15 protein-coding genes and 3 pseudogenes are annotated in these 21,689 nt (G+C 46.9%); 1 reads left to right on the forward strand and 17 read right to left on the reverse strand.

The genetic code is table 11. From position 1 onward, the window contains the following. Positions 1-13: 13 nt before the first annotated feature. From ACVX3G_RS00655 to ACVX3G_RS00720, 14 genes and pseudogenes are all read right to left on the reverse strand, one after another. Positions 14-2,149 (reverse strand): annotated as a pseudogene (locus ACVX3G_RS00655) (heavy metal translocating P-type ATPase); the annotation flags it as partial. After that, a complete protein-coding gene (locus tag ACVX3G_RS00660) occupies positions 2,142-2,510 on the reverse strand; it encodes an ArsR/SmtB family transcription factor (protein WP_011229855.1) in 369 nt (122 codons plus the stop codon). The pseudogene ACVX3G_RS00655 and the gene ACVX3G_RS00660, both read right to left, overlap by 8 nt. A gap of 299 nt (positions 2,511-2,809) precedes the next feature. Beyond that, positions 2,810-3,610 (reverse strand): ExeA family protein, encoded by an 801-nt coding sequence (locus ACVX3G_RS00665; protein WP_011229854.1) that lies wholly within the window; start codon positions 3,608-3,610, stop codon positions 2,810-2,812. After that, entirely contained in the window at positions 3,603-4,850 is a 1,248-nt protein-coding gene (locus ACVX3G_RS00670) for an IS481 family transposase (protein WP_011229853.1), read from the reverse strand. Before ACVX3G_RS00670 ends, ACVX3G_RS00665 begins: the two co-directional genes overlap by 8 nt. Before the next feature lie 142 nt (positions 4,851-4,992). Further along, complete coding sequence (locus ACVX3G_RS00675) at positions 4,993-5,556, reverse strand: DUF6431 domain-containing protein (RefSeq protein ID WP_011229852.1); 564 nt, start codon at positions 5,554-5,556, stop codon at positions 4,993-4,995. A 298-nt stretch (positions 5,557-5,854) separates the two neighbouring features. Beyond that, positions 5,855-6,552: pseudogene (locus tag ACVX3G_RS00680) on the reverse strand (IS66 family transposase). Positions 6,553-6,751: 199 nt separating this feature from the next. Then, entirely contained in the window at positions 6,752-7,366 is a 615-nt protein-coding gene (locus ACVX3G_RS00685; RefSeq protein WP_011229851.1) for an Rpn family recombination-promoting nuclease/putative transposase, read from the reverse strand. A 258-nt stretch (positions 7,367-7,624) separates the two neighbouring features. After that, the gene (locus ACVX3G_RS00690; protein ID WP_025039117.1) at positions 7,625-10,966 is read right to left on the reverse strand and encodes a DEAD/DEAH box helicase family protein; all 3,342 of its coding nucleotides are present in this window, start codon (positions 10,964-10,966) and stop codon (positions 7,625-7,627) included. A gap of 42 nt (positions 10,967-11,008) precedes the next feature. Next, positions 11,009-12,175 (reverse strand): restriction endonuclease subunit S, encoded by a 1,167-nt coding sequence (locus ACVX3G_RS00695; protein WP_020279715.1) that lies wholly within the window; start codon positions 12,173-12,175, stop codon positions 11,009-11,011. Positions 12,176-12,186: 11 nt separating this feature from the next. Continuing rightward, positions 12,187-13,644: a type I restriction-modification system subunit M gene (locus ACVX3G_RS00700; RefSeq protein ID WP_020279714.1), complete on the reverse strand. Its 1,458-nt coding sequence runs from the start codon at positions 13,642-13,644 to the stop codon at positions 12,187-12,189. Positions 13,645-13,982: 338 nt separating this feature from the next. Then, on the reverse strand, positions 13,983-15,356 hold the full coding sequence (rlmD, locus tag ACVX3G_RS00705; protein WP_020279713.1) for a 23S rRNA (uracil(1939)-C(5))-methyltransferase RlmD: 1,374 nt from the start codon (positions 15,354-15,356) through the stop codon (positions 13,983-13,985). A gap of 77 nt (positions 15,357-15,433) precedes the next feature. After that, positions 15,434-16,354 (reverse strand): diacylglycerol kinase, encoded by a 921-nt coding sequence (locus tag ACVX3G_RS00710; RefSeq protein ID WP_033012836.1) that lies wholly within the window; start codon positions 16,352-16,354, stop codon positions 15,434-15,436. 142 nt (positions 16,355-16,496) lie between these two features. Continuing rightward, a pseudogene (locus ACVX3G_RS00715) lies at positions 16,497-18,015 on the reverse strand (SPFH domain-containing protein). Between the two features lie 22 nt (positions 18,016-18,037). Further along, on the reverse strand, positions 18,038-18,577 hold the full coding sequence (locus ACVX3G_RS00720) for an NfeD family membrane protein (protein ID WP_011229844.1): 540 nt from the start codon (positions 18,575-18,577) through the stop codon (positions 18,038-18,040). A gap of 212 nt (positions 18,578-18,789) precedes the next feature. On the opposite strand from ACVX3G_RS00720, the gene ACVX3G_RS00725 reads away from it, so the two are divergent. Continuing rightward, positions 18,790-19,656: an Rpn family recombination-promoting nuclease/putative transposase gene (locus ACVX3G_RS00725; RefSeq protein ID WP_011229843.1), complete on the forward strand. Its 867-nt coding sequence runs from the start codon at positions 18,790-18,792 to the stop codon at positions 19,654-19,656. A gap of 136 nt (positions 19,657-19,792) precedes the next feature. Here the strand turns inward: ACVX3G_RS00725 and ACVX3G_RS00730 are convergent, their stop codons facing one another. From ACVX3G_RS00730 to ACVX3G_RS00740, 3 genes are all read right to left on the reverse strand, one after another. Next, positions 19,793-20,182 carry an Mpo1-like protein gene (locus ACVX3G_RS00730; protein ID WP_011229842.1) on the reverse strand — a complete coding sequence of 130 codons (390 nt, stop codon included), beginning with the start codon at positions 20,180-20,182 and terminating at the stop codon, positions 19,793-19,795. Then, positions 20,179-20,694, reverse strand: a complete 516-nt coding sequence (locus ACVX3G_RS00735; protein ID WP_223812544.1) for a hypothetical protein — start codon at positions 20,692-20,694, stop codon at positions 20,179-20,181. Before ACVX3G_RS00735 ends, ACVX3G_RS00730 begins: the two co-directional genes overlap by 4 nt. A 125-nt stretch (positions 20,695-20,819) precedes the next feature. Further along, complete coding sequence (locus tag ACVX3G_RS00740) at positions 20,820-21,566, reverse strand: hypothetical protein (protein ID WP_014194826.1); 747 nt, start codon at positions 21,564-21,566, stop codon at positions 20,820-20,822. Between the last annotated feature and the right edge of the window lie 123 nt (positions 21,567-21,689).

Consider the following 21,689-nt stretch of genomic DNA (forward strand, 5'->3'; position numbering starts at 1 on the left):
CAACACGCCTGTATTCTTTAACTTTTAGCAATCGCATGCTGTTTAATGTTACGAGTAATGTTGCTCCCATATCGGCAAATATCGCTAACCATAGCGTTAACCAACCAGGCACAATTAACAGTAATGACAATGCCTTAATCCCTAAAGAGAAAGTAATGTTTTGCTTAATAATCGCTAAAGCTTTGCGGCTCAATTTAATCGTATATGGCAATTTGCTTAAATCATCAGACATTAAGACAATATCGGCTGTTTCTAGGGCTGTATCGGTTCCAGCACCACCCATTGCCACACCAACGGTTGAAGCTGCAAGAGCTGGTGCATCGTTCACACCATCTCCAACCATCGCCACGCTTTGATGCTTGTCACGAAGCTCTTTGATGAAATTCAGTTTATCTTCTGGAAGTAAATCGGCTTTAATATCGGAAACGCCGACTTGTTTTCCGATGGCTTCGGCTGTTCTTTGGTTATCCCCTGTCAACATTACCGTTTTTTCAATACCGACTTGATGAAGTTTTCGAATAACCTCTTTGGATGATTCTCTTATTTCGTCTGCCACGGCAATTAACGCCAGAATTTCTTTTTCCGTTCCTAACGCCATGACCGTTTTCCCTTGTGTTTGAAGGGTTGTCATTTGTTCTTTTATTTCTGATTGGATGCCATTTGGAAGAAGTTCTTCAAAAAGACCTGGACTTCCGACATAATACATTTCGTTGTTTACTTTGGCTTTGACCCCTTTACCTGTAATGGATTGGAATTCTTCAACCGATACATCATTAAAATTCAATCCATCTTCTTCTGCTTTTCTTATAATGGCGGAAGCAAGTGGATGTTGTGAGCCTTTTTCAATGGCTGCTGTAATGGTCATTAGTTCATTTTCATTGCCATTATAAGTGACCACATCGGTGACGGAAGGAACACCTTTTGTTAATGTTCCTGTTTTATCAAAAGCGATGACTTTTAGAGATCCTGCTTCCTCTAAATAAATACCACCTTTAATTAACACACCGTTTTTCGCTGCATTTCCAATGGCAGTTACAATCGAAACAGGCGTGGAAATAACCAACGCACACGGACAACCAACCACTAATACAGCTAGACCTCGATAAATCCATTCGCTCCAATCAGCACCCATAAATAATGGAGGAATAACGGCTAGTAAAAGAGCAAAAATGATAATGGCTGGTGTATAGTATTTGGCAAAACGATCTACAAACGCTTGAGAAGGTGCTCGTTCTGCTTGAGCTTCTTCCACTAAATGGATGATTTTCGAAAGAGTTGTATCTTCCACTCGTTTTGTCACTTTTACTTCCAATAACCCTTCTTCATTCAATGTTCCTGCAAAGACTTCATCACCGACTGTTTTGGTTACTGGAACACTTTCTCCCGTAATGGCAGCCTGATTTAGCGTAGATGTACCCTTGATGACGATTCCATCCATCGCTAATTTCTGACCAGGCTTTACGATCATAATATCTCCGACTTGAATATCGTCAACAGGGACCATCATTTCTTCATTTCCGCGACGAATTAATGCTTCTTTTGGAGCAATATCCATCAACGATTCAATGGATTGACGAGCTTTATCCATGGAATAACGCTCTAAGGCTTCGCTAATGGCGAATAGAATAACAACCGTTGCACCTTCTCCCCATTCACCAATCGCTGCAGCTCCTAAAATCGCCACTGTCATCAGCGTATTCATATCAAAATTCAATCGAACTAGGTTTTTGAAACCTTTTATAAATAACGAATATCCACCGATTAAAATTGCTGCAGCATATCCAATTGTCGCAAAGATATGCTCTTCTCCGTATTGCTTCCCTAAAAACCAACTGATCACAAGCAAAACGGCGGAAATATACACTTTAATGTTCTCTTTTTGCTTCCAAAAAGGTTCACGCTTGACTGATTTTTCTTTATCTTCCCGAACCTTTAAGTTTTCAAAAGCTCCTGCTTTTTCTAATTCTTCGATGGTTGTTGTACCCCAAACGGTAATTTTAGATGCTCCAAAGTTTACTTTAGCATCTTGAACACCGGGCAATGATTTTACATTATTTTCAAACTTTGCCGCACAGTTTGCACAAGTAAATCCTTGAACACGGTAGGTTTTCGCTTCTGATTTAGATAATTTTGCTTGTTGTTCAGACACGGACTTTCACCTCTTTCTCATGTACTAACGCAATCATGATTAACTGCTTAATATGGTCATCATCCAGCGAATAAAATGCTAGCTTTCCTTCTTTTCGATACTTTACAATCCCTTGTTTATAAAGAGTCCGTAAATGATGGGAAGTGGTTGCAACAGAAGCCCCAATGATATTGGCAATATCACATACACATAACTCTTTATCTTGGCAAAGTGAATAGACAATTTTTGCCCTATTTTCATCTGCCAGTGCTTTAAACAACAGGACAACACTGGATATATCTTCTTTTTGCAATTCCCCTTGTATTCGATTGACTTTTTCTTCGTCATAACAATAAATTTCACATGTATCTTTCTTACTCATTCATTATCCCCCTTTCATATTCAAATTTCCGTTTGAATATATTATACCCCATTTCTTTTATTATTCAAGTATTTATTTGAATGAAAAACAAAAAAAGAATGGATGTAAATTAGCACATTATTTCAGAATCCCTTTTTCAAATTATTTCGGACGGATTCGGAAATAATGTGCAAAATCTTTGCGAATTATTCCAGGTTTTGCAGATTATTTCCGAACATTTGCACATTATTTCGGATGATTAACTAGAATGAGGATGGATCGGGATGAAACATAACAGGGGCCGATCAGCCCCTGCTGTGTCAGTACCCCATTTCTTCGGCTGCCATACGCACAATGTCTTCGTCAATCATATGTTTTTTTAATTGAGCGCCGTATAACAGGCAAGTGGTGGCGAGGTTGTTGATGATCCGCGGCCACCCCTGCGACTGCAGGGCGATCGCTTCTAAGGCAGCTGGGGTAAAAATCGGGTGTTTCGCCCCCGCCTGTTTCAGGCGGTGTTCGATATATCCTACCACTTCTTCCTTATCAAGAGGCCCCATCTGGTATCGCATGATGATTCGTTGGTGAAGCGGACGGTGTTGATTCAAGCGTAGTTTTGCCTGTAAATGGGGCAGCCCCGCCAAAATCAAGACAAACGGATTTGTTGAGTCCATGTGAAAGTTGAACAGGATCGCGATATCCTGCAGAAAGGCATCCTTCGCTAAATGCATTTCATCGAGGATGAACACTGACGTTACCCGTTGTTCATGATACAAGCGCTCGATCCCTTGTTGGATTTGATAAAACAAGTCGACCTTGCGGTATTTCGGCTCTTCCCCGAGCCCGAAGGCAAGGCCGCGATAAAAGTCCATCACGCTTCCCGTTGACAATGGAAAATAAACGACGTGATACAGTGACGGATTCAGGGATTCCTTAAACGCCCGAAGGGCGAATGTCTTGCCGGCCCCTGGTTCACCGATCAATAGCCCGATCCCTCTTGTTCGTTTCACGTAGTCCAAAGCGGCGAGGGCCTCTTGATACGAGGCCCCTTGATAAGCCTCTGGTGGATTCGTCTCCTTCGAAAACGGCTCTCGGGAAAGGGAATAAAACGTTTTATACATCGTTTTCGCCTCCCTCTACCGGAACCGCCGCAAACGGTGACCGATGGCGTTTCACATAGGCATTGTCCTCGAAGCGAACAAGGACCGCTTCGGCGACCCGTTGACCGTCTTCGTACACATACACGCCTTGTTCATCATAACGGAGTTCGATCGATTGTCCGATGAACCGGGGCGGAACTTCATACAGCTGCTTGTTCAACGTGACCGTACCATCGGCCTTCACTTTACGGTATTCGCGTTTCAAAAAGATCGAGTCGAGCCAATCCGAATCCTCGACGAACGACACCAAATGGACTTGCGATTGAAACACTTCATGTGGCGTCTTCCCGTTCAACGAGGCATGCGGTTTTCGATGGTAATCTTCCTCCAACCACTTCCAAAATCGCTCGTTTAGCTCTTCGAGCGACTTCGGTGAATTCATTTCGAGCAACGGGTAAAACCGCGTCTGTACGGTGCGGAAAAATCGTTCGATTTTCCCTTTGCTTTGCGGATCGTACGGCTGGGTATGGATCAAGGTGATCCCTAACTCCGCGCAGGCGTACTGCAAGGGTTCCGCCCGATAAATCTTGCCGTTATCCGAGTAAATTCGCTTCGGCTTTCCGTATCGAAGCAGCGCTTCCTTGGTTACGATCCGCAACCCGTCAAATTTCTCGGAAGAGAAAAACTGAGCGTACGGCACGACCCGCGAGCAGTCATCGATATAGGCAATCAAAAACGTTTTTTGCGTTTTGCCATTCACGCGAATCAACGGGCCATGGGACAAATCACCTTGCCAGAGCTCATTGACCTGATCGTACGCGAATCGTTTTCGTTCAGGAATCGGTAAAATTTCTTTCCCCACGAGGTTGTATTTTTTTAAAAGTCGGTATATAGTGAAATAAGAGATGGATTGGATTTCCCCCTGCTCGATAAGGTGTTGGTAAAACACCGTCACGGGCATGTGGGGGTGTTTTTTTCTCAGGGCTAAAATGTGATCCTCTTCTTCAGGTGACAGCCTCCGGGAATGGCCACGGTCCGACCGTCGTTTCGGCTTCAGCGCCTCAAAGCCCCCTTTTTTGTACTGCGTGCACCAGTCGAGGATCGTTTTGGCGGCGATGCGTTTCTCTCCATGGTGGGGAACTTGATGGATCCGTTCCGCTACTTCCTTCAAGTACGTTTTTGGATCGACTTGTCCATTCACCAATGGAGCGATCAATCCATACCGAAATAAAGCGATCTCCTGTCTCATCGACTCATTCATTTCGATCTCCTCCTTCGTTCATCCCATTCTAGGACCTTATCGGTCCATCCTGTCTCTATCCTATCGGATCATTCCCCCGACCGTCGAGAGGAAAGGTTTGTGGAATCTATAAATGATTCCATATAAGGGGATATAAGTAAAATCAGGAAATGAATGTACGTGCAAAAAGATGCGTCGATCGGTGCTCCCATATCTCTTGGATGACGAAAAAGAGGCCGATCTCCTCCATCGTCTGGATCCACCATAGGGCTCGTTCTCTCGCTTGGGCGATGGCAGGACCAATTTTTCTCCAGCGCTCCGCAAAAAACCAATGAAGGTGGTTCAAATTTCGGAATAAACGTCGGACATAAAATAAAACCCCTTCATCCGTAGGAAGGAGTGGAGCCTCCTCCATCCCCCGTTTCGGAGTCAGGCCCAACCGTTCTTTCACCACTCTCCATATGGTGGGCAACGTATACTGAAAATAAGGGAGAAGAAATGAAGGCAACACGGCCACCGTCCTCCTGCACTCCGGGCAGCGATACCGAGCGATCCAAATGCGATAAGACTGATGCGACGTCACGGCATTTCGTTCGTAGTACCCATGGCGATAAAGAGGGCGTTTTGCCTGGCAATGAGGGCACCGCTTAAGAAGGGGAAAGTCGTTTTGTTTTCCCCGCTGGGCATATGTCTGGACATCGACCTGAAAGTCATGAAACCGAATCACGTCCTCGTCCCCCCTCTGGAAATCACCCATGTCCCATTCCGAAATAATTCACAAAAAATTTAGCACATTCTTTCGGAAAGGGGGAGAGGGATATTCCGAAGGAATGTGCAAAAAAGAGTCTTTTTTGTGCGGAAATAAAGTGATAATTTACAAATGGAATTTAAAAAAATCAACCCAATATTTACCGTGCGATTCATTTAATTAGCTACATCAAAAAATTCTATTGTAACTATTCACTCCGATAGTAGTATGTAAAGAAGCGCAACACAAATAGGGCATCCCCGTAATAGAAAATGCCCTAAGTGGTAGAAAGAACACGATCGAGCGTTTCGCCTGTCAACAGAAGACATAACGAATCCCACACGTTTTTTTCGTGTTTCGTCAGTGTGGAAACGATGCTTCTTGTGATACAAAAAGACTGGGCGAATGTTTCTTCGCGAAACGTACCCGAAATGTTCTCTTTGACTTTAACCATGCGAAGATCGCGTTCGGCTTGGTTGTTATCAAAGGGAACATGTACTTCACGTAAGAAACGCAGCGCTTCTTCCTTTCGTTTTTGAAGGCGTCGAACAAAAGCGAGTGCTTTTTCGGAAGAGGTGTCATCGTTTCCAATCGGTGCTGTGCTTTCGCTAGGATACGATCATACACTCGTTCCCACCGTCTCGCTTCTTCTTCGGAAAGTGCACCGTGATGGGCTTTGACGGCTTGCTTGGCGGCTAACAGAAACGTGGTCATGCGCATCGCCCACGTATGCCCTTGTTCGATGAATCCTTTTAACTCACGCAAATGGTGGGCATGACAAAGGGCATGGGTGGCATGTGTGTATTTCGGATACGTACCGAACGCATCGTGCATCATCGTCCCTTCATATCGGGGAAGAATCCCGATATCATCGGTCGCTTTTTTTCCACGAGAAGCGTGAGGAGCCAAGTATGTATTATTTCGATGTGCACGCGACATGAACAACAGTGCCTGGCACCGTTCGCTAATGAGCATCGCTAGTAAGAGAAAAACCGCAGTGCTGCCAATAAGGCAACACGGCGGTTTTTCATTTTAATACTTTTTCGATGATTTAATTCAGGACGTATTTGAACAGCGAATCGATTTTCTGATCGCTCTCCAATCACCTGTGCAACATCATTGACGTGGGACAAAGAGGGACACAACATAGTTGAACAGCACCCGACACCGTTCGCTAATCTCCCAACCGCTCCCGTACTTCCTCCTCTGTCATGTCGAGAATATGGGCAACGTCTGTTATACTCATTCCTTTTTCGACCATTTTTCGAATCGTTTCATTTTTCCCTTCTTCTCGACCTTGTTCTAATCCTTCTTTCAATCCTTCTTGTCTTCCTTCTTCCCGACTGCCGCGAATGTTTGAGAGTTGATCAAGGAGCCATTTCAGCCGCATTTCGTATGCGTAACGGTTTTCGGGGTCGACGCTTAAGTTTTGCCATTCTTCTAGCGCTTCTAAAATGTCTTGTTCTGTCATGGCTATTCCCTCCAATTCACGAAACATCTCTTCATCCATTTTTTTCGTTCGTCCATCGACAGCCGACAACATCGTTAGCCATGGCCATTCCGGTGACTGTTTCACTTCTCTCCGATATTTCTTCCATTTTACCATAAATTGTGACAAGTCGAGTACATGAAATTCAAGGTGATGGCTCCAAAGAAACTGTTCTTCGTCTTCACGAATGTGAAAAACGGTATGGAAGCGATCTGTTTCATGTGGGAAAAGGGGATAATTTAAGATGGCGATCATAATCGTTGGAGGGAGGTAATGAAAATTGGAAATCGGGTGGCTCATTTTTTATGTGATCGAACCGTTGAAAAGTGGCTCAATTTTAGATTATCAAATACATGGATATTTGCCGAACCATTTCGACTCAATATGGGCTATCTACACAACATTTATACTCGTTTCGTTCTATATGTATAAGAAATAGAAGGCACCTTTGAGATGCTTCACTCTCAAAGATGCCTTAACACCAAAGAAAAACAAAATATATTGAAACGTTAGCAACAACACCCAACGGCTAACTAGATACCACAAAGAACGCTTTTGCTACGCCCCCACAATATCTTCTGAATTTCTGTTAATCTCATCGATAATGCGAATAATCTTCCGCGCGTCATCCATGTTGTCTTGAAAGAGTTCAACAATGCTGCCGACGGTTTTAAACGGTTCTTCCTGCAGCACCCGCTTGTCCATGACTCCGTTTTTTACAAAGTAATCGACGATTAGTTTGACAAAACGGCTTTGCTGGATGTTCAACCGTTCGCTTGATAAAAATTCGGAAAACGCTTCGTTGGCGGCCTGCGGGTCAAGGCCGACGATTTGGCGGACGAGTTTTGTAATCGGTGTGTCTCCGAATTCTCTTTGATAATCGTCTTTTGTGCCAAGCTCGCTCCAAAGGATATGCTCGAGCGTTTTCAAATCTTGCACCGTTAACTTTTTGTTGTTTCGCAGCTTGTAAATGGCCATCTGGTCGCGGTGTTCGTGCAGATAATGTTCCACCTTTTTCCGATAATTTTTCAGATCATTGACATTAAACATCGGGCCGTTTTCTTTGACCTCTAAAATTTGGTCTTTAAAGTTCGTATAGTAAATTTTTTGCGTTTCTTTTTCAAGGAATTTCACTAAATCACGCAACGCTTCGCGAACGGCTTCCAATTCGAAAATATCGGCTTCGCTCCAAAACTCTTCCGTCTGCACCTTTTCGATGATGTATTTTTGCTCCATCACTTGAGGAATCGAACCGAGCTTCGATAACGCCTCTGCGGTGCGAATCACACTGCGAATCGGCTTTGTGGCATTTTTCGTTTGCAGCTTCGCCAATTCGATCGTGTACATAAGCAAATCAAACCGTTTCGCCAACTCATCATCGTTTAGCGGAACAATCAACGGCGAAAGATGTTCTTTGATTTCATTAACATCTATCGCTGTTAAGGAGTCCCATTTCGTCCTGTTTTTAAACTTGTGTACGTATTGAATATGTTGGCGTACACGGAAGTTTTCTTCGTTTAACTTATTGATTTCCGCTAGCACCTCGTCAATCAATTCATTGCGATAGGCAATATACTCTTCTTCTTGGTATTGTAAATGCTGCAGTTCTTTAATGATTTCGATTTTGGCATTAAATAGACGCTCCGTTAAGCTCTCCACCGCTTTTCCTTCGATTCCCTTTGGATTTTCGCGGAAAAACTCGAAGTTGCCGCAATAGTCAAAAATAAGGAAATGCGTTTTATCTTGTCCGACTCCGAATAAGTCTTTGCATAAACGGGTTCCACGCCCAATCATTTGCCAAAACTTTGATTTGGAGCGTACTTTCTTGAAGAACACAAGGTTGACGACTTCCGGAATATCCACTCCTGTATCGAGCATATCAACCGATACCGCAATTTGCGGCCATTTGTTGCGGTCGGAAAAATCATCGATTAATGTTTGGTAGTAGTTCACGCTGTAATCAATGACCCGTGCAAAGCCGCCCTTGTATTCAGGGAACAATTGATCAAAGCGCTCCACAATCCGTTCCGCATGGCGATGGTTTTTCGCAAAAATAATCGTTTTGCCGAGTTTGTCCCCGCCTTCGACGCGAATTCCTTTTTCCATTAAATCTCTCAGCACCGTATCAATCGTATCATCGTTGAACAGCCATTCGTTTAACGCGGTACTGTCAATATCCTCGCCTACTTCATCATCAAACGTTTCTTCATACCGCTCTTTTTCTTCATCCGACAACTCATCGTAATGAATGCCATCTTCCAAAAATTTCAACTTTGTCTCAATGGTGCGGTAATCGACTAAATAGCCGTCTTGCACCGCCTGGTCCAACTCGTACGCATACGTCGGCACGCCGTTTTCCAGATCAAACACTTCATACGTATTGCGGTCAATTTCATCTTTTGGTGTGGCGGTAAGCCCGAGCAATATGGCATCGAAATAGTCGAAAATGGCTCGGTACTTCTTGTAAATGCTCCGATGCGACTCGTCGATGATGATGAGATCAAAATGCCCGACCGTAAAAAGCCGTCTGCCGTCTTTCCACTTCGCATCATCAATCGCGTTCATCATTGTCGGGTACGTCGAAAACACCATGCGGCTTTCCTCTGGATTGTCTTTGTTATCAAGCAAATTACAAAGTGTCAAGTTCGGCAACAAATGGCTAAAGCTATTTTTCGCTTGCGTTACAAGCGTTTTGCGGTCCGCTAAAAACAAAATATTTTTTACCCAATTATGACGGGTAAGAACATCGACAATCGAAATCGCCGTCCGAGTTTTGCCGCTCCCCGTCGCCATGACAAGCAACGCTTTGCGCCGTTTGTTCTCAAGCGCGTCACATACGGCTAAAACCGCTTCTTTTTGATAATAACGATTCGCGATGTTGTCATTGATTTGCACATTTTTTAGCGGCTTCTTCATCGTCCGACGATCAATAAGCAAGCTTAATTCTTCCTTATTGTAAAAGCCGGAAACTCTCCGCGCCGGATAGTTAAGGTCGTCCCACATATACGTTTCAAACCCGTTTGTGTAAAAAATGATCGGACGTTGGCCGTGCATCTTCTCAATGCAGTCGGCGTATAGTTTGGCTTGCTGCTTTCCTTTGTTCGGATCATCGGTTGTCCGCTTCGCTTCGATCACCGCCAGCGGCTTTCCGTTGTCGCCAAACAGGACGTAATCGACATAGCCGACTCCTTCTTGATTCGGCATGCCAACGACAGGATATTCCACAACAACGTCCTTTTTAAATTCCCAACCCGCCAGCTTCAAATCTAAATCGATGTATTTCTTTCTTGTTTCCCATTCGCTCAGTTCATCGACTTGGAAGTGGTACTCTTTTGTATTCTCTTCCCGTTTGGCGGTGAGAAGAGCGCGGAGCTGTTCGTTTTCTTTCATCATTTCTTCCAAACGCTTGTCTTTGGAGCTTAACCGCTCGTATAAATCTTTCAGCTCTTCCGGACGCTCGCGCTTTTCCTCGCCGATTGGCAGCAATGATTCGTCAAAATCCGTAGCCGTATATTCATCTGAATAACAATAATCAATCCAAGACACAAACTGATGAAGATTATGCAGGGAAAGAATCGCTTCTTCCCTCGTAATCATCGAGTTCGTATGAACCGCGACATTTCCCAGTTTGACAATGTAACGCAACAACGGCAACAAGTCTTCATCAATAATGGACAAAAAGACGTTGTCATGAATCAAACTGGAAAGATTATCTTGATACGGAACTTTCAACGCGCTGTCAAAGCTGTACACCCACTTAACGGCAAGCTCCAGCGCACGGCGCGTCAAAATCGCGCACGTCGCTGGACTCACAACCAAACTTTTCTCCGCCTCTAAACACGCATTCGTAAAGCTCTCATAATGAGGCTTCCCTACTAAAAAATGAAAGTTGGACAACAACAAACACCCCTCCCTTGACCAGCACGAATTTCTTTTACATTACTAATCGTTGAACAATTCTCCCTTAAACGCACGTTGCATGAGGGAGTTGAAATTTTTTTCTAACTCTCTCAAGCTTTTGTGAAGAATTGACTTCTGAGAATCAATTTTTTTTACTATTTCAGAAAATTTGTCTTGCAAATCTCTTGGCGGCAACGGAATTTCCATATTTCTTATATCCGTTAAAGACAAGAACTTTTGTGTTCCTCCACGTTTATTTTTATTGAGAATATAATCAAGATAATGTGAATCCAGTAAATATTTTAGGTATATATTGACCAAAAGAGGATTATTAAATTTTATTAATGCTACATTCTTTATCGCAAAATTTGGCTGTTCGTCGACGATAATTGGATTTCCGATTGTGCCAATCATCGGCATAATAATATCTCCTATATCAACTTTAGACCTCTTATTAATATTTATAAAGTCTTCTTCCGAGATGTAGTTTACATTACTTAAATCAATTTTCCCGTTTTTAATATTTTTAGAAGTTACTAAAGGATAACCGTTTGGAACATACTTAGGCGAATCGTGTGTTCCATCTCTTACATCTGCAATATCTTTAAGCGGTCGTCTCTCCCATGTTTTATTGGAAACAGGATCCCCAAACATCTCCAAAAACACACTTTGCGTTAACTGATCTAACGCTTCGATTTGGGCTTTTCTTTTATTAATTAATGCTTGTGCTTTGCGTAAAACTGATGCAATTTTCTTTTGAAGTGTAAGAGGAAGTATAGGAACTTCTAAATTTGAAATTAGATTAACTGTAATGCCCTTAACCGTAGCACCTTTTCCCTTAGATTCAATAAAATTAGATTTACTCTTCAGAAAGTAAAATAAATAGTAAAGGTCTAACTGACTATTATCTTTTATTATCAACGCTTTTAGATCCTGATTAATTGCTACATCAATCTGATTTATTGCAACCTTACCGAGCGCCATCCTTGTAGGTAATATAATATTTCCTTTTGGAATCAACTTGGCACTTGATTTTTCTAATCCTTCAGTGGTTATAGTTTCTAGTGATGAAGATATTGTATCCCCTACGAGATCTTTTACTGAAATCCAATTTATATCTCCATTCCAAAAATGTGGTTTATTTCTATCAGGTGTTCCACCACCGATAATCGTGACTAACTCTCCTAACTTTTTATAATGAAACGCCATAACAAAATTCACTACCCTCTAATCATTTCTTTCAACTCTTGTAATCCCTGCATAATCTCTTTTTCCAACGCTTCCACTCTTTCAAGTATCACACTCGGTGCTTCATACTCTACCTCTTCATACTCAATCTCTTTATATTTGTTAATCGAAAGGTCATAGTCATTTTCACGAATTTCTTCCACCGGCACAAAGAACGACTGCTCCGTGCGTTTCCGTTCTTTCTCTGCTTCACGGTTATGGAAGCGCGCAATGATATCCGGAATGTCGTTTTCTTCAATCGGAGTGCGCTTGTCATCCAATGAATAGCCATCCGCTTTCATGTCATAGAACCATACTTGATCCGTTCCGCCGAGGCCCGTTTTCGTGAAAATCATAATCGCCGTCGATACGCCCGCGTACGGTTTAAAAACGCCGCTTGGCATCGAAATAATCGCTTCTAATTTATGATTTTCCACAATTTCTTTGCGGATGTCTTTATGCGCCTTCGAGCTGCCGAACAATACCCCATCTGGCACGATGCAGGCACAGCGTCCGCCCGTTTTTAAAATGCGTAAGAATAATGCCAAAAATAAAAGTTCGGTTTTCTTTGTCTTTACAACTTTTAACAAATCATTTGAAACTGCATCATAATCTAATGAACCTTTAAAAGGCGGATTGGCAAGGATAAGGGTGTATTTGTCCTTATCTTTGTTTTGTTCCGACAAGGAGTCGCGATATTCGATATTCGGATTTTCAATGCCATGGAGCATCATGTTCATCGCGCCAATCCGCAGCATCGTGCGGTCCATATCAAAACCGTAGAACATATGGTTATTAAAATGTTCTTTTAAACTTTGCACTAAAAATAAGTCACTGCGATGTTTGCGCAAATATTCGCCCGCCGCCACCAAAAACCCCGCCGACCCCGCCGCCGGGTCGACGATGATGTCTTCCGGCGTCGGTTTCATCAGCTCGACCATCATGTGAATGATATGACGCGGGGTGCGGAATTGGCCGTTCGTGCCTGCGGTGGCGATTTTCGATAACAAATACTCGTACAAATCGCCTTTCGTATCGCGGTCTTTCATCGGAATGCGGTCAATGCCGTCGACGATTTTGACGAGCATTTGCGGCGTCGGGATCATGAAAATGGCGTCGCCCATATATTTTGCATAGGCCGATTCCCGATTGCCGTGCAAGTTTTTGATGAACGGAAACACTTCATTGGACACGACATCGTACATATGGGCGGCTTCAAAATGTTTGAATTTGCTCCAGCGCAAGTGTTGCTTATCGGGAGGAAAGATGCGTTCCGATTCAATGCCGAGCAGCGCATCCTCCTGCTCGCGCTGTGTTTCGACTTCATCCAAGCCTTTGATGAACAATAAGTAGGTAAACTGTTCAATGACCGTCAACGGATTTGTTATCCCGCCTGTCCAAAACGTTTCCCATATTTTATCGACTTTATGGCGCAATTCGCCTGTGAGCATGGCTTCTATGTACCTCCTTGTGATTTCCAATCTCTATTATATACGGTTTTCGATACAAAAAGGGGAAGAAAAATACGTTTTATGCCGGTTGACGCTCAGGAAGACAGAGGGTGACATTTGGGGCAAAGAAACTCCGACTGTGCTTTGCATGAAGCGGGAGTCGTTCACCATAACCGTTCGAGGAACACTTGCAAGTGTTGTGGATTCTCAATAGGATGGATCTCATCCAGCCCCCAGTTTTGCAGGCGGATGAAATCTTTATCATGTCATTCGTGTCGTCATGGCCGTTTGCCCAATTCGACTGCAAACAACAAGGCCGGATCCACCGGCCCGTTGTCTTATCTCAACCGAATTTTCGCCACACACTCCACATGCGCCGTGTGCGGAAACATGTCCACTGGCTGGACTTCGATCGTTTCGTAGCCGCCGTCTTCTAGGATGCGCAAGTCGCGGGCGAGCGTCGCCGGGTTGCACGAGACGTAGACGACGCGGGACGGTTTCATGGCGATGATCGTCTCAAGCAGCGCGGCGTCACAGCCTTTGCGCGGCGGGTCAACGACCAAGCAGTCGGCGCGGATGCCTTCTTCGTACCAACGCGGGATGACGTCTTCGGCGGCGCCGACTTCGAAGGTGACGTTTTGGATGCCGTTGAGTTTGGCGTTGCGCTTGGCGTCTTCGATCGCTTCGGGGACGATTTCGACGCCGTAGACGTGTTTCGCTTTACGCGCCAAAAAGAGCGAGATCGTGCCGATGCCGCAGTAGGCGTCGATCACCGTCTCCCGCCCGGTCAGCTCCGCGTATTCGAGCGCTTTGTCATACAGCACTTTCGTCTGTTCGGGGTTGACTTGGTAAAACGAGCGGGCCGAGATGGCGAATTGGATGCCGCCGATGCGGTCGGTGATGAACTCGCTTCCCCATAACACCCGCGTTTTGGCGCCGAAAATGACGTTCGTCCGCTCGGGGTTGACGTTTTGCACGATCGATTTCACGCCCGGAATGGCGCGGACGATGTCACGGACAATGTCCTGTTCGTGGGGCAGATGGTCCGTGCGGGTGACGAGAACGACCATCACCTCGCCTGTTGCCGCGCCGTAGCGGGCGACAATATGGCGAAGAACGCCCTTGTGCGTAGCTTCGTCGTATGGGGGAATACCATAGCGCTCGGCGATGCGCTTCACGGCCTGGACGACGACATCGTTCGCCTCTTGCTGGATGAGGCAGGCGTCCATATCGATGATTTCATGCGTCCGCTCCTTGTAAAAGCCCGCGACCAAGCCCCCTTCGCGCTCGCCAACGGGCACTTGCGCCTTGTTGCGGTAGCGCCATGGGTTCTTCATCCCGATGACGGGATGGACGGTGACGCCTTCTAGCTTGCCGATGCGGGCGAGCACTTCTTTCACCTGCTTTTCCTTCGCTTTCAGCTGGCCTTCGTAGCTGAGGTGTTGCAGCTGGCAGCCGCCGCATTGGCGATAGACGGGGCACGGCGGCTCAACGCGGTCGGGGCTTGGTTCGTACAGCTCCACGAGGCGGCCGTACCCATACCCTTTTTTCACTTTGATCGCTTTCACCTTCGCCCGCTCCCCGGGAAGCGCGTGTTTCACAAACAACGGAAAGCCGTCGACTTTCGCCACCCCGAGCCCGTCGTGGGTCAAATCGGTGAATGTGACGTCATAATACTCGTTTTTGGCGACTGGTGGTTGCTGCTTGGTCATGTCCGTCTCCTTTCTGTCGATCGGTTTATACCGTTAGCGTTCCCTTATTGGCTTAGAGGCATAAGAAAAGAACAGGCTTATCTTCCTGTTCTCACTTGTTCCGCCTTGTCTTTCGGCATGATGACTTCCAAATGGCGGTACAAATTGACAAATTCCCCTGGAAGCATGCCCCCGAATTCGCCGTCTAAGTTTAGCTGCATCGGCGACCGCACCTTCACTCGGTTCGCTTTCGTGTAAATGATATGCGGGTCGTTGATATGCTCGCCGCGCGCGGCGAGCGTGACAAGGCGAATGAATTCGGCCAAGTTCGTTTTTTTGACGATGATGAAATCGAACAGACCGTCATTGAGCGACGAATCGGGCGCCAGTTTTTCAAAACCGCCGACCGAGTTCGTGAGCGAAACCAAAAACATCATAATCTCGCCTTCAAACAGTTTGCCGTCGTACTCGATTTGCGCTTCGGTCGCCTTGATGGACGGAAGCATCTCGATCCCTTTTAAGTAATAGGCCAGCTGGCCGAGCATCGTTTTCAGCTTGCTTGGCACTTCGTAGGTGAGCTCCGTCAGGCGGCCGCCGCCGGCGATGTTGATGAAATAGCGTGTTTTGTCTTCGTTCGTCACACAGCCGATGTCAATGGGTACGGGCTCGCCCGTGGCGATCACCTCGCACGCCCCTTCGATCGAGCGCGGCACGCCGATGGCGCGGGCGAAATCGTTCGTCGTCCCGACAGGAATGACGCCCAGTTTCGGCCGATACGGCTGATCGGCGATGCCGTTGACAACTTCATTGATCGTTCCATCGCCGCCCGCGGCGACAACGAGATCAAATTCCCGCAGGACGGCCTGACGCGCCGCTTTCGTCGCATCTCCCGGACCCTCGGTGGCGTGGCACGACGTTTCATAGCCCGCTTTTTCCAACCGAACGAGCACATCGGGCAAATGGCGCCTAAACAGCTCGCGCCCTGATGTCGGGTTATAAATGATTCGAGCTCGTTTCATCATCCTCAACCTACTTCCTTTTTTCCATTCCACTCGTTCCCATCATAGCGAAACAATGCTTAATACGCAACTCCGAAGAATGTCGCAAGTATGACCACGAAAAAAGCGCCCTTCGTTCGATCAAGGGCGCCGCACACCATGTTCATGACTGGCTCGCATTCGCCTCTTCGGCAACGGTTGGCTTGGCCGTGACGGCCGATGATGCACCGCTTGTCGTGAGATTCTCAAGCAGCTGCTTCACATCGATGCCCGTCGAAGCTTTTAACGTCTCCTGCAAGCTCGCCATTAAGTTCGTCGCATAGCCCGTGACACGGTTGGCGCCGCCTCCTGCCCCTGAGCCAGTGTCGACGATCGTCAGCTTCTCGATGTTCGCAAGCGGGCTCGCCACTTGTTTTGCATATTCTGGAAGCATCTTGATGATCATGTCGAGCACAGCGGCTTGGCCGTAGCGCTCAAACGCTTCGGCGATTTTTTGTTTCGCTTCCGCTTCGGCGAGACCTTTCAGGCGGATAATTTCCGCTTCTGCCTCCCCCTTTTGCTTTCTCGGCCTCGGCTTTCGCCAGCCCGTCGAGACGGATGCGCTCCGCTTCCGCTTTCGCCAGCGTTTCGACGCGGTATTTTTGCGCATCGGCTTCGGCGATTTGCTTCGCCTTTTCCGCCGCCGCTTTTTGTTCAATCGCATAGCGTTCAGCGTCGGCTTTTTTCTTCACTTCCGAATCGTACTGGCGCTCGCGGCGCAAAATTTCTTTTTCTTCCAGCTCGATTTGTTTTTGCCGCTCGATGATTTTAATTTGCATTTGTTGCGCCATGACTTCCTGCTTCGCCTTCGCTTCTTCGAGGTGGTACGCCTGATCGGCGCGCGCTTTGGCGATGTCTTGCTCGCGGCGGAACTCAGCGAGCTTCAACTGGTTGATTTTCTCCGCCTCCGCGATTTCCGTCAGCCGCTCGAGCTCCGCCTTGCGCGCTTCCTTGTCTGCTTCAGCCCGCTTGATGCGCGTCTCTTTTTCCGCCTCGGCCGTGGCGATGTCAGCATCGCGCTTCACTTGGGCGATGCGCGGCTTCCCGAGCGCATCGAGGTAACCGTTTTTGTCGCGCACGTCTTTGATCGTGAACGAGACGATGACCAACCCCATTTTCGCCAAATCTTGCGAGGCGACACGCTGCACTTCTTGCGAAAACTTGTCGCGGTTTTTATAAATTTCTTCAACCGTCATCGACCCGAGAATGGAGCGAAGATGGCCTTCAAGCACTTCACGCGCTTCGTTTTCCATGTCTTGACGCGTTTTGCCTAAAAACTGCTCGGCCGCAGTCGCGATTTCGCCAATCGAGCTGCCGACTTTGATGATCGCCACCCCGTCCGCCATCACGGGCACGCCTTGTTCCGTATACACTTCCGGCGTTTGTACATCCAATTTGATCGACAATAAACTAAGCGGCTCGGCCTGCTGGAAAATCGGCACGACGAACGTGCCGCCGCCGCGGACAATTTTAATTTTGTTTCCCGATTCGTCCACGTGGACGTTTTTGCTTCCTAAATAGCTGCCAGTGACAATAAGCGCCTCATCCGGCCCGACCGTGCGGTAGCGGGCGATGAAAATGGCAATGAGTCCGACAAGAAGCAGGACGACGACACCAATGACAATCAACCATGGCGCAACCATTGACAGGTCCCCTTTCTTTGTTTTAGATGGAAAGGTGATACGGATCGTGCCTCGCCACCACAGCGACGCCGTTTTCCATTTGTACGATGATGACCTCTTCCCCTGACGGAATGGCCTCATTATTTGCGCTTTTCGCCGCTTTGGCCACCGCGCCGCTTTTACGGGAGATGAGAATTTCGCCCAACCCGTCAGGCGGCACCGAGACGATCACTTTAGCAAGCGCCCCCTCCAAATCGGCGTCCGTATACCCAAGCGACGCCTCGGCCGAGCGGAGCGGCAAAAAAACGAAAAAGTGCAACAGCAACACAGCAACAAGCGCCACACCGATGGCAAGCCACAGAACCAAGCTCGATGCCCAGTCTGTGTACCATTCCGCCAGCAATCCGACCGCGCTGCCAACAATGAAAAACGATAAAACTAGCTGCGGGCTGAACAGCGGATGATCGGCTACATCGAACAGGCCGTCAAGCACGTCGCTGAAGAAAAAATACAACACCGTCAGCAGCGCACTGACCACCAACACCGCTCCGTATACGACTTCAGGCGGATGACCGAACCACATCCCCCTCCCCTCCTTTCCCGTCAATGATTCATACGGCCGAAGCATCAGTTGGTTTCATCATTTTTCCATCAGCATCAAAATTCGACAGCATTTCTCTTATTTCCTGTCTTCGAACAAAAAACTTCTGTGAAAAAGCTGTGATCAGGCAGGATTTTGCCTTGCATGGATCGAATAAAATAATGGGAGTCTAAAAATAAATAGGGAGGGAGACCATGTCAGAAACGCGCATTGACCATGATCGCCTGTTTAAAGAGTTGTTAAGCACGTTTTTTGAAGAATTCGTTCTCCTCTTCTTCCCGCGCGTATACGAGCATGTTGACTTTAACCATCTTTCCTTTTTATCAGAAGAAGTGTTGACTGATGTTACTGCAGGGGAAAAACATCGAGTCGATCTATTGATCGAGACAAAGCTAAAAGGGGAAGATGGACTGATCATTGTCCACATCGAACACCAAAGCTACATCCAACCCGCTTTTTCGGAGCGAATGTTCATTTATTTCAGCCGTTTATTTCAAAAACACCGCCGCCGTATTCTTCCGATCGCTATCTTCAGCTATGACGCCATCCGTAATGAACCTTCCTCTTTCACTGTGGAGTTTCCGTTTTGGGCTGTTCTCGATTTCCGTTTTTTGGCCATCGAATTGCGCAAACTCCCGTGGCGCGAGTACATCCGCCATGACAACCCGGTCGCCGCCGCCCTGTTAAGCAAAATGGGGTATAATGAAGATGAGAAGGTGGAAGTGAAAAAGGAATTTTTGCGCATGCTCACCCGCCTCGAGCTCGATGAGGCGAAACAGCGTCTGTTGTTCGGCTTTTTCGAAACATATTTGCGGTTATCGGATGAAGAAGAAATCCGACTGCGAAATGAGGTGAATACAATGGAGGAGAAGGAGGCTGCCAAAGTCATGGAACTCATCGTTTCATACGAGCAGAAAGGCATGGAGAAAGGAATGGAGAAAGGAATGGAAAAAGCAAAGATGGATGTTGCGAAACGAATGTTGGCAAAAGGATATGATGCCGACACGATTCATGAACTGACCGGGCTGCCGCTTGAAAAGATTGAACAAATGAAGAAGTAATGCGGGGACAAGGGCCTTTCTCCCTGATATTTCATCCCGGATTGTCGTCGTCCTTCGATCCCTCAAAAGCCTTGAGGATCGACGACAATCACTGATAGAAGAAATCAGTCGGGAGAAAGGCCTCTCAACGTGATTCTTATCCATTTTGGCTGACATCCCGATCCTCTGAAAGCCCAATCCGCTCAAGCTCACGCCCCAAGCGTCCCGCAAGCATCAGCCCGTACATGTGAAAATCAGCTCGAAGCGACCAAAGCGGATGGCCGAAGGTGGCGGGTTTGTTTCCTTCGATGAAAAAGTGGCTGAACCAAGCGAGCGTGTAGGCGGCAATCGGCGCGCCAAGCAGCCACCATGCGTTTCCCGTTACAGCCGCGATGATGATGAACAAAAAGACAAAGCTCGTTCCGACAAAATGCCAGCGCCGCGTCGCTCGTTTGCGATGCTGGGTCAAATAGAACGGCCAAAATTCTTCATAGTCTCGGAATTGTATGTCCCTCTCCCCCCTTGCCGTCATCTCCTGCACTATCATTGTATTTCATCCATCACGTAAAATGTCTGCAAGTTGTGCTTTTGTTTCGGCACAGTAAACTTGGCGGCAAGTTGGGCCGTACGCAGCTGGAAGATGTTCATTTCTCCTGCATTGTCCGCCTTGTTCCCCTCCTGCGGCTCGAACAATATATACACATAATCGCCGTGAAACCGTGCTTCCCAGTACACAGAAGGCAGTTCATGCTTTTCGATCAGCTTGAACTGATCGTTCAAAGCAATCCACCCCGACTTTTCCCTCTGGACATAGCTCACCCACAGCGCGTCTCCTTTCACTTGGAGCTGATCGAATCGTGTTTCCTCTTGCCCCATGTCCCAATATGTCACTCGCCATGAATGCGGATCAATGATTGTGAGACGAGGTTTCGTGGCGATGACAAGGTAGTTGCGGAAAGCCGCCATCGATCGGGCGGAGGAAGTGAGCAACGGAATTTCTTTCACGACCTCACCGCGTTGATCGATCACATACAATACGCCTTGTTCCTTTTCAATCACATCGGCGAACACATAGAAATACGGCGCTACGTGCAAAACTTGAAGAACGTAGGGAGGGAATCGTTTAGAAAATAACAATTTTCCCTCTTTTCTTACTTCTAGTTTATTGGTTTTTACATCTTGGTTCAGCGAACGAATATCCCACTCTCCCTCCAATGAGGCAAAGGAAAGAGGGCTGGAGACCGCTTTTGATCGACAACCGTCCATGTGTCTGGATTTAGTCGATACACATACTTTCCTGTATAATCGGACCACAACAACAGTTCCTTTGTTGAAGAAGCGGGCGAAAGGTGAGAGATTCCAACTGCTTTCAGCGTCACCACTTTGCGCACATGATGTTCGTCCGCCTCCACGATATATGACTCCCGCTCCAACGGGTGAGAATACAAAAAGAAAATACGCGCTGACGGACCGTGCGGCAAATGAGCGTTGGACGGTTCGTACGTCCGCACCGAGGAGACAACGGAATTGTCAATGTTCTGCACCCAATATACGATGACAGGCGCGGCTGCAGCCAGCACAACCCATATCCATCTCTGCCGCTTCCACCAAGCCTGCCCTTCCTTTTTACCTCCTATGCGCTGGACAAGCAATCCCCAGTACCATACGATGTAAAGGAACAACGCAAGCGACAGCCACGCCCACCATTGCCCTTCGATAAGGGATTGCTGCCAATAGTCGAACGGATCGACACCGACCCTGGCGATCGTGTGAAAATTGTTCAGAAAAAAGAGCGGCACTGCGATCACTGCAACGAGCGAATACAAGCGGCGAACCGTTCCTTTCACCAGCATCACCACACCGGCGAGCAACGTCGCGGTGCACATGAGGTAGTACAACATTGACATCCATAGCGGTGCACTTGGGCCCATGTTGAATCCCCTTCCATCCATGGTGGTTGTAATATTCTATCTCACATTTCGCACCCTAACAAGGTCAAAACAAAGGATTTTTTATTTAGTTTTTCAGAATAACTTTTTGACCAACACAACGAG

The sequence above is a fragment of the Geobacillus sp. PLS 41 genome, assembly GCF_056494105.1.

What these genes read in the sequence shown, in the direction of transcription:
- ACVX3G_RS00660 (WP_011229855.1), bottom strand. Translation starts at nt 2,510, where the DNA reads ATGAGTAAGAAAGATACATGTGAAATTTATTGTTATGACGAAGAAAAA.
- ACVX3G_RS00665 (WP_011229854.1), bottom strand. Translation starts at nt 3,610, where the DNA reads ATGTATAAAACGTTTTATTCCCTTTCCCGAGAGCCGTTTTCGAAGGAG.
- ACVX3G_RS00670 (WP_011229853.1), bottom strand. Translation starts at nt 4,850, where the DNA reads ATGAATGAGTCGATGAGACAGGAGATCGCTTTATTTCGGTATGGATTG.
- ACVX3G_RS00685 (WP_011229851.1), bottom strand. Translation starts at nt 7,366, where the DNA reads ATGAGCCACCCGATTTCCAATTTTCATTACCTCCCTCCAACGATTATG.
- ACVX3G_RS00695 (WP_020279715.1), bottom strand. Translation starts at nt 12,175, where the DNA reads ATGGCGTTTCATTATAAAAAGTTAGGAGAGTTAGTCACGATTATCGGT.
- ACVX3G_RS00700 (WP_020279714.1), bottom strand. Translation starts at nt 13,644, where the DNA reads ATGCTCACAGGCGAATTGCGCCATAAAGTCGATAAAATATGGGAAACG.
- rlmD (WP_020279713.1), bottom strand. Translation starts at nt 15,356, where the DNA reads ATGACCAAGCAGCAACCACCAGTCGCCAAAAACGAGTATTATGACGTC.
- ACVX3G_RS00710 (WP_033012836.1), bottom strand. Translation starts at nt 16,354, where the DNA reads ATGAAACGAGCTCGAATCATTTATAACCCGACATCAGGGCGCGAGCTG.
- ACVX3G_RS00720 (WP_011229844.1), bottom strand. Translation starts at nt 18,577, where the DNA reads ATGTGGTTCGGTCATCCGCCTGAAGTCGTATACGGAGCGGTGTTGGTG.
- ACVX3G_RS00725 (WP_011229843.1), top strand. Translation starts at nt 18,790, where the DNA reads ATGTCAGAAACGCGCATTGACCATGATCGCCTGTTTAAAGAGTTGTTA.
- ACVX3G_RS00730 (WP_011229842.1), bottom strand. Translation starts at nt 20,182, where the DNA reads ATGATAGTGCAGGAGATGACGGCAAGGGGGGAGAGGGACATACAATTC.
- ACVX3G_RS00740 (WP_014194826.1), bottom strand. Translation starts at nt 21,566, where the DNA reads ATGGGCCCAAGTGCACCGCTATGGATGTCAATGTTGTACTACCTCATG.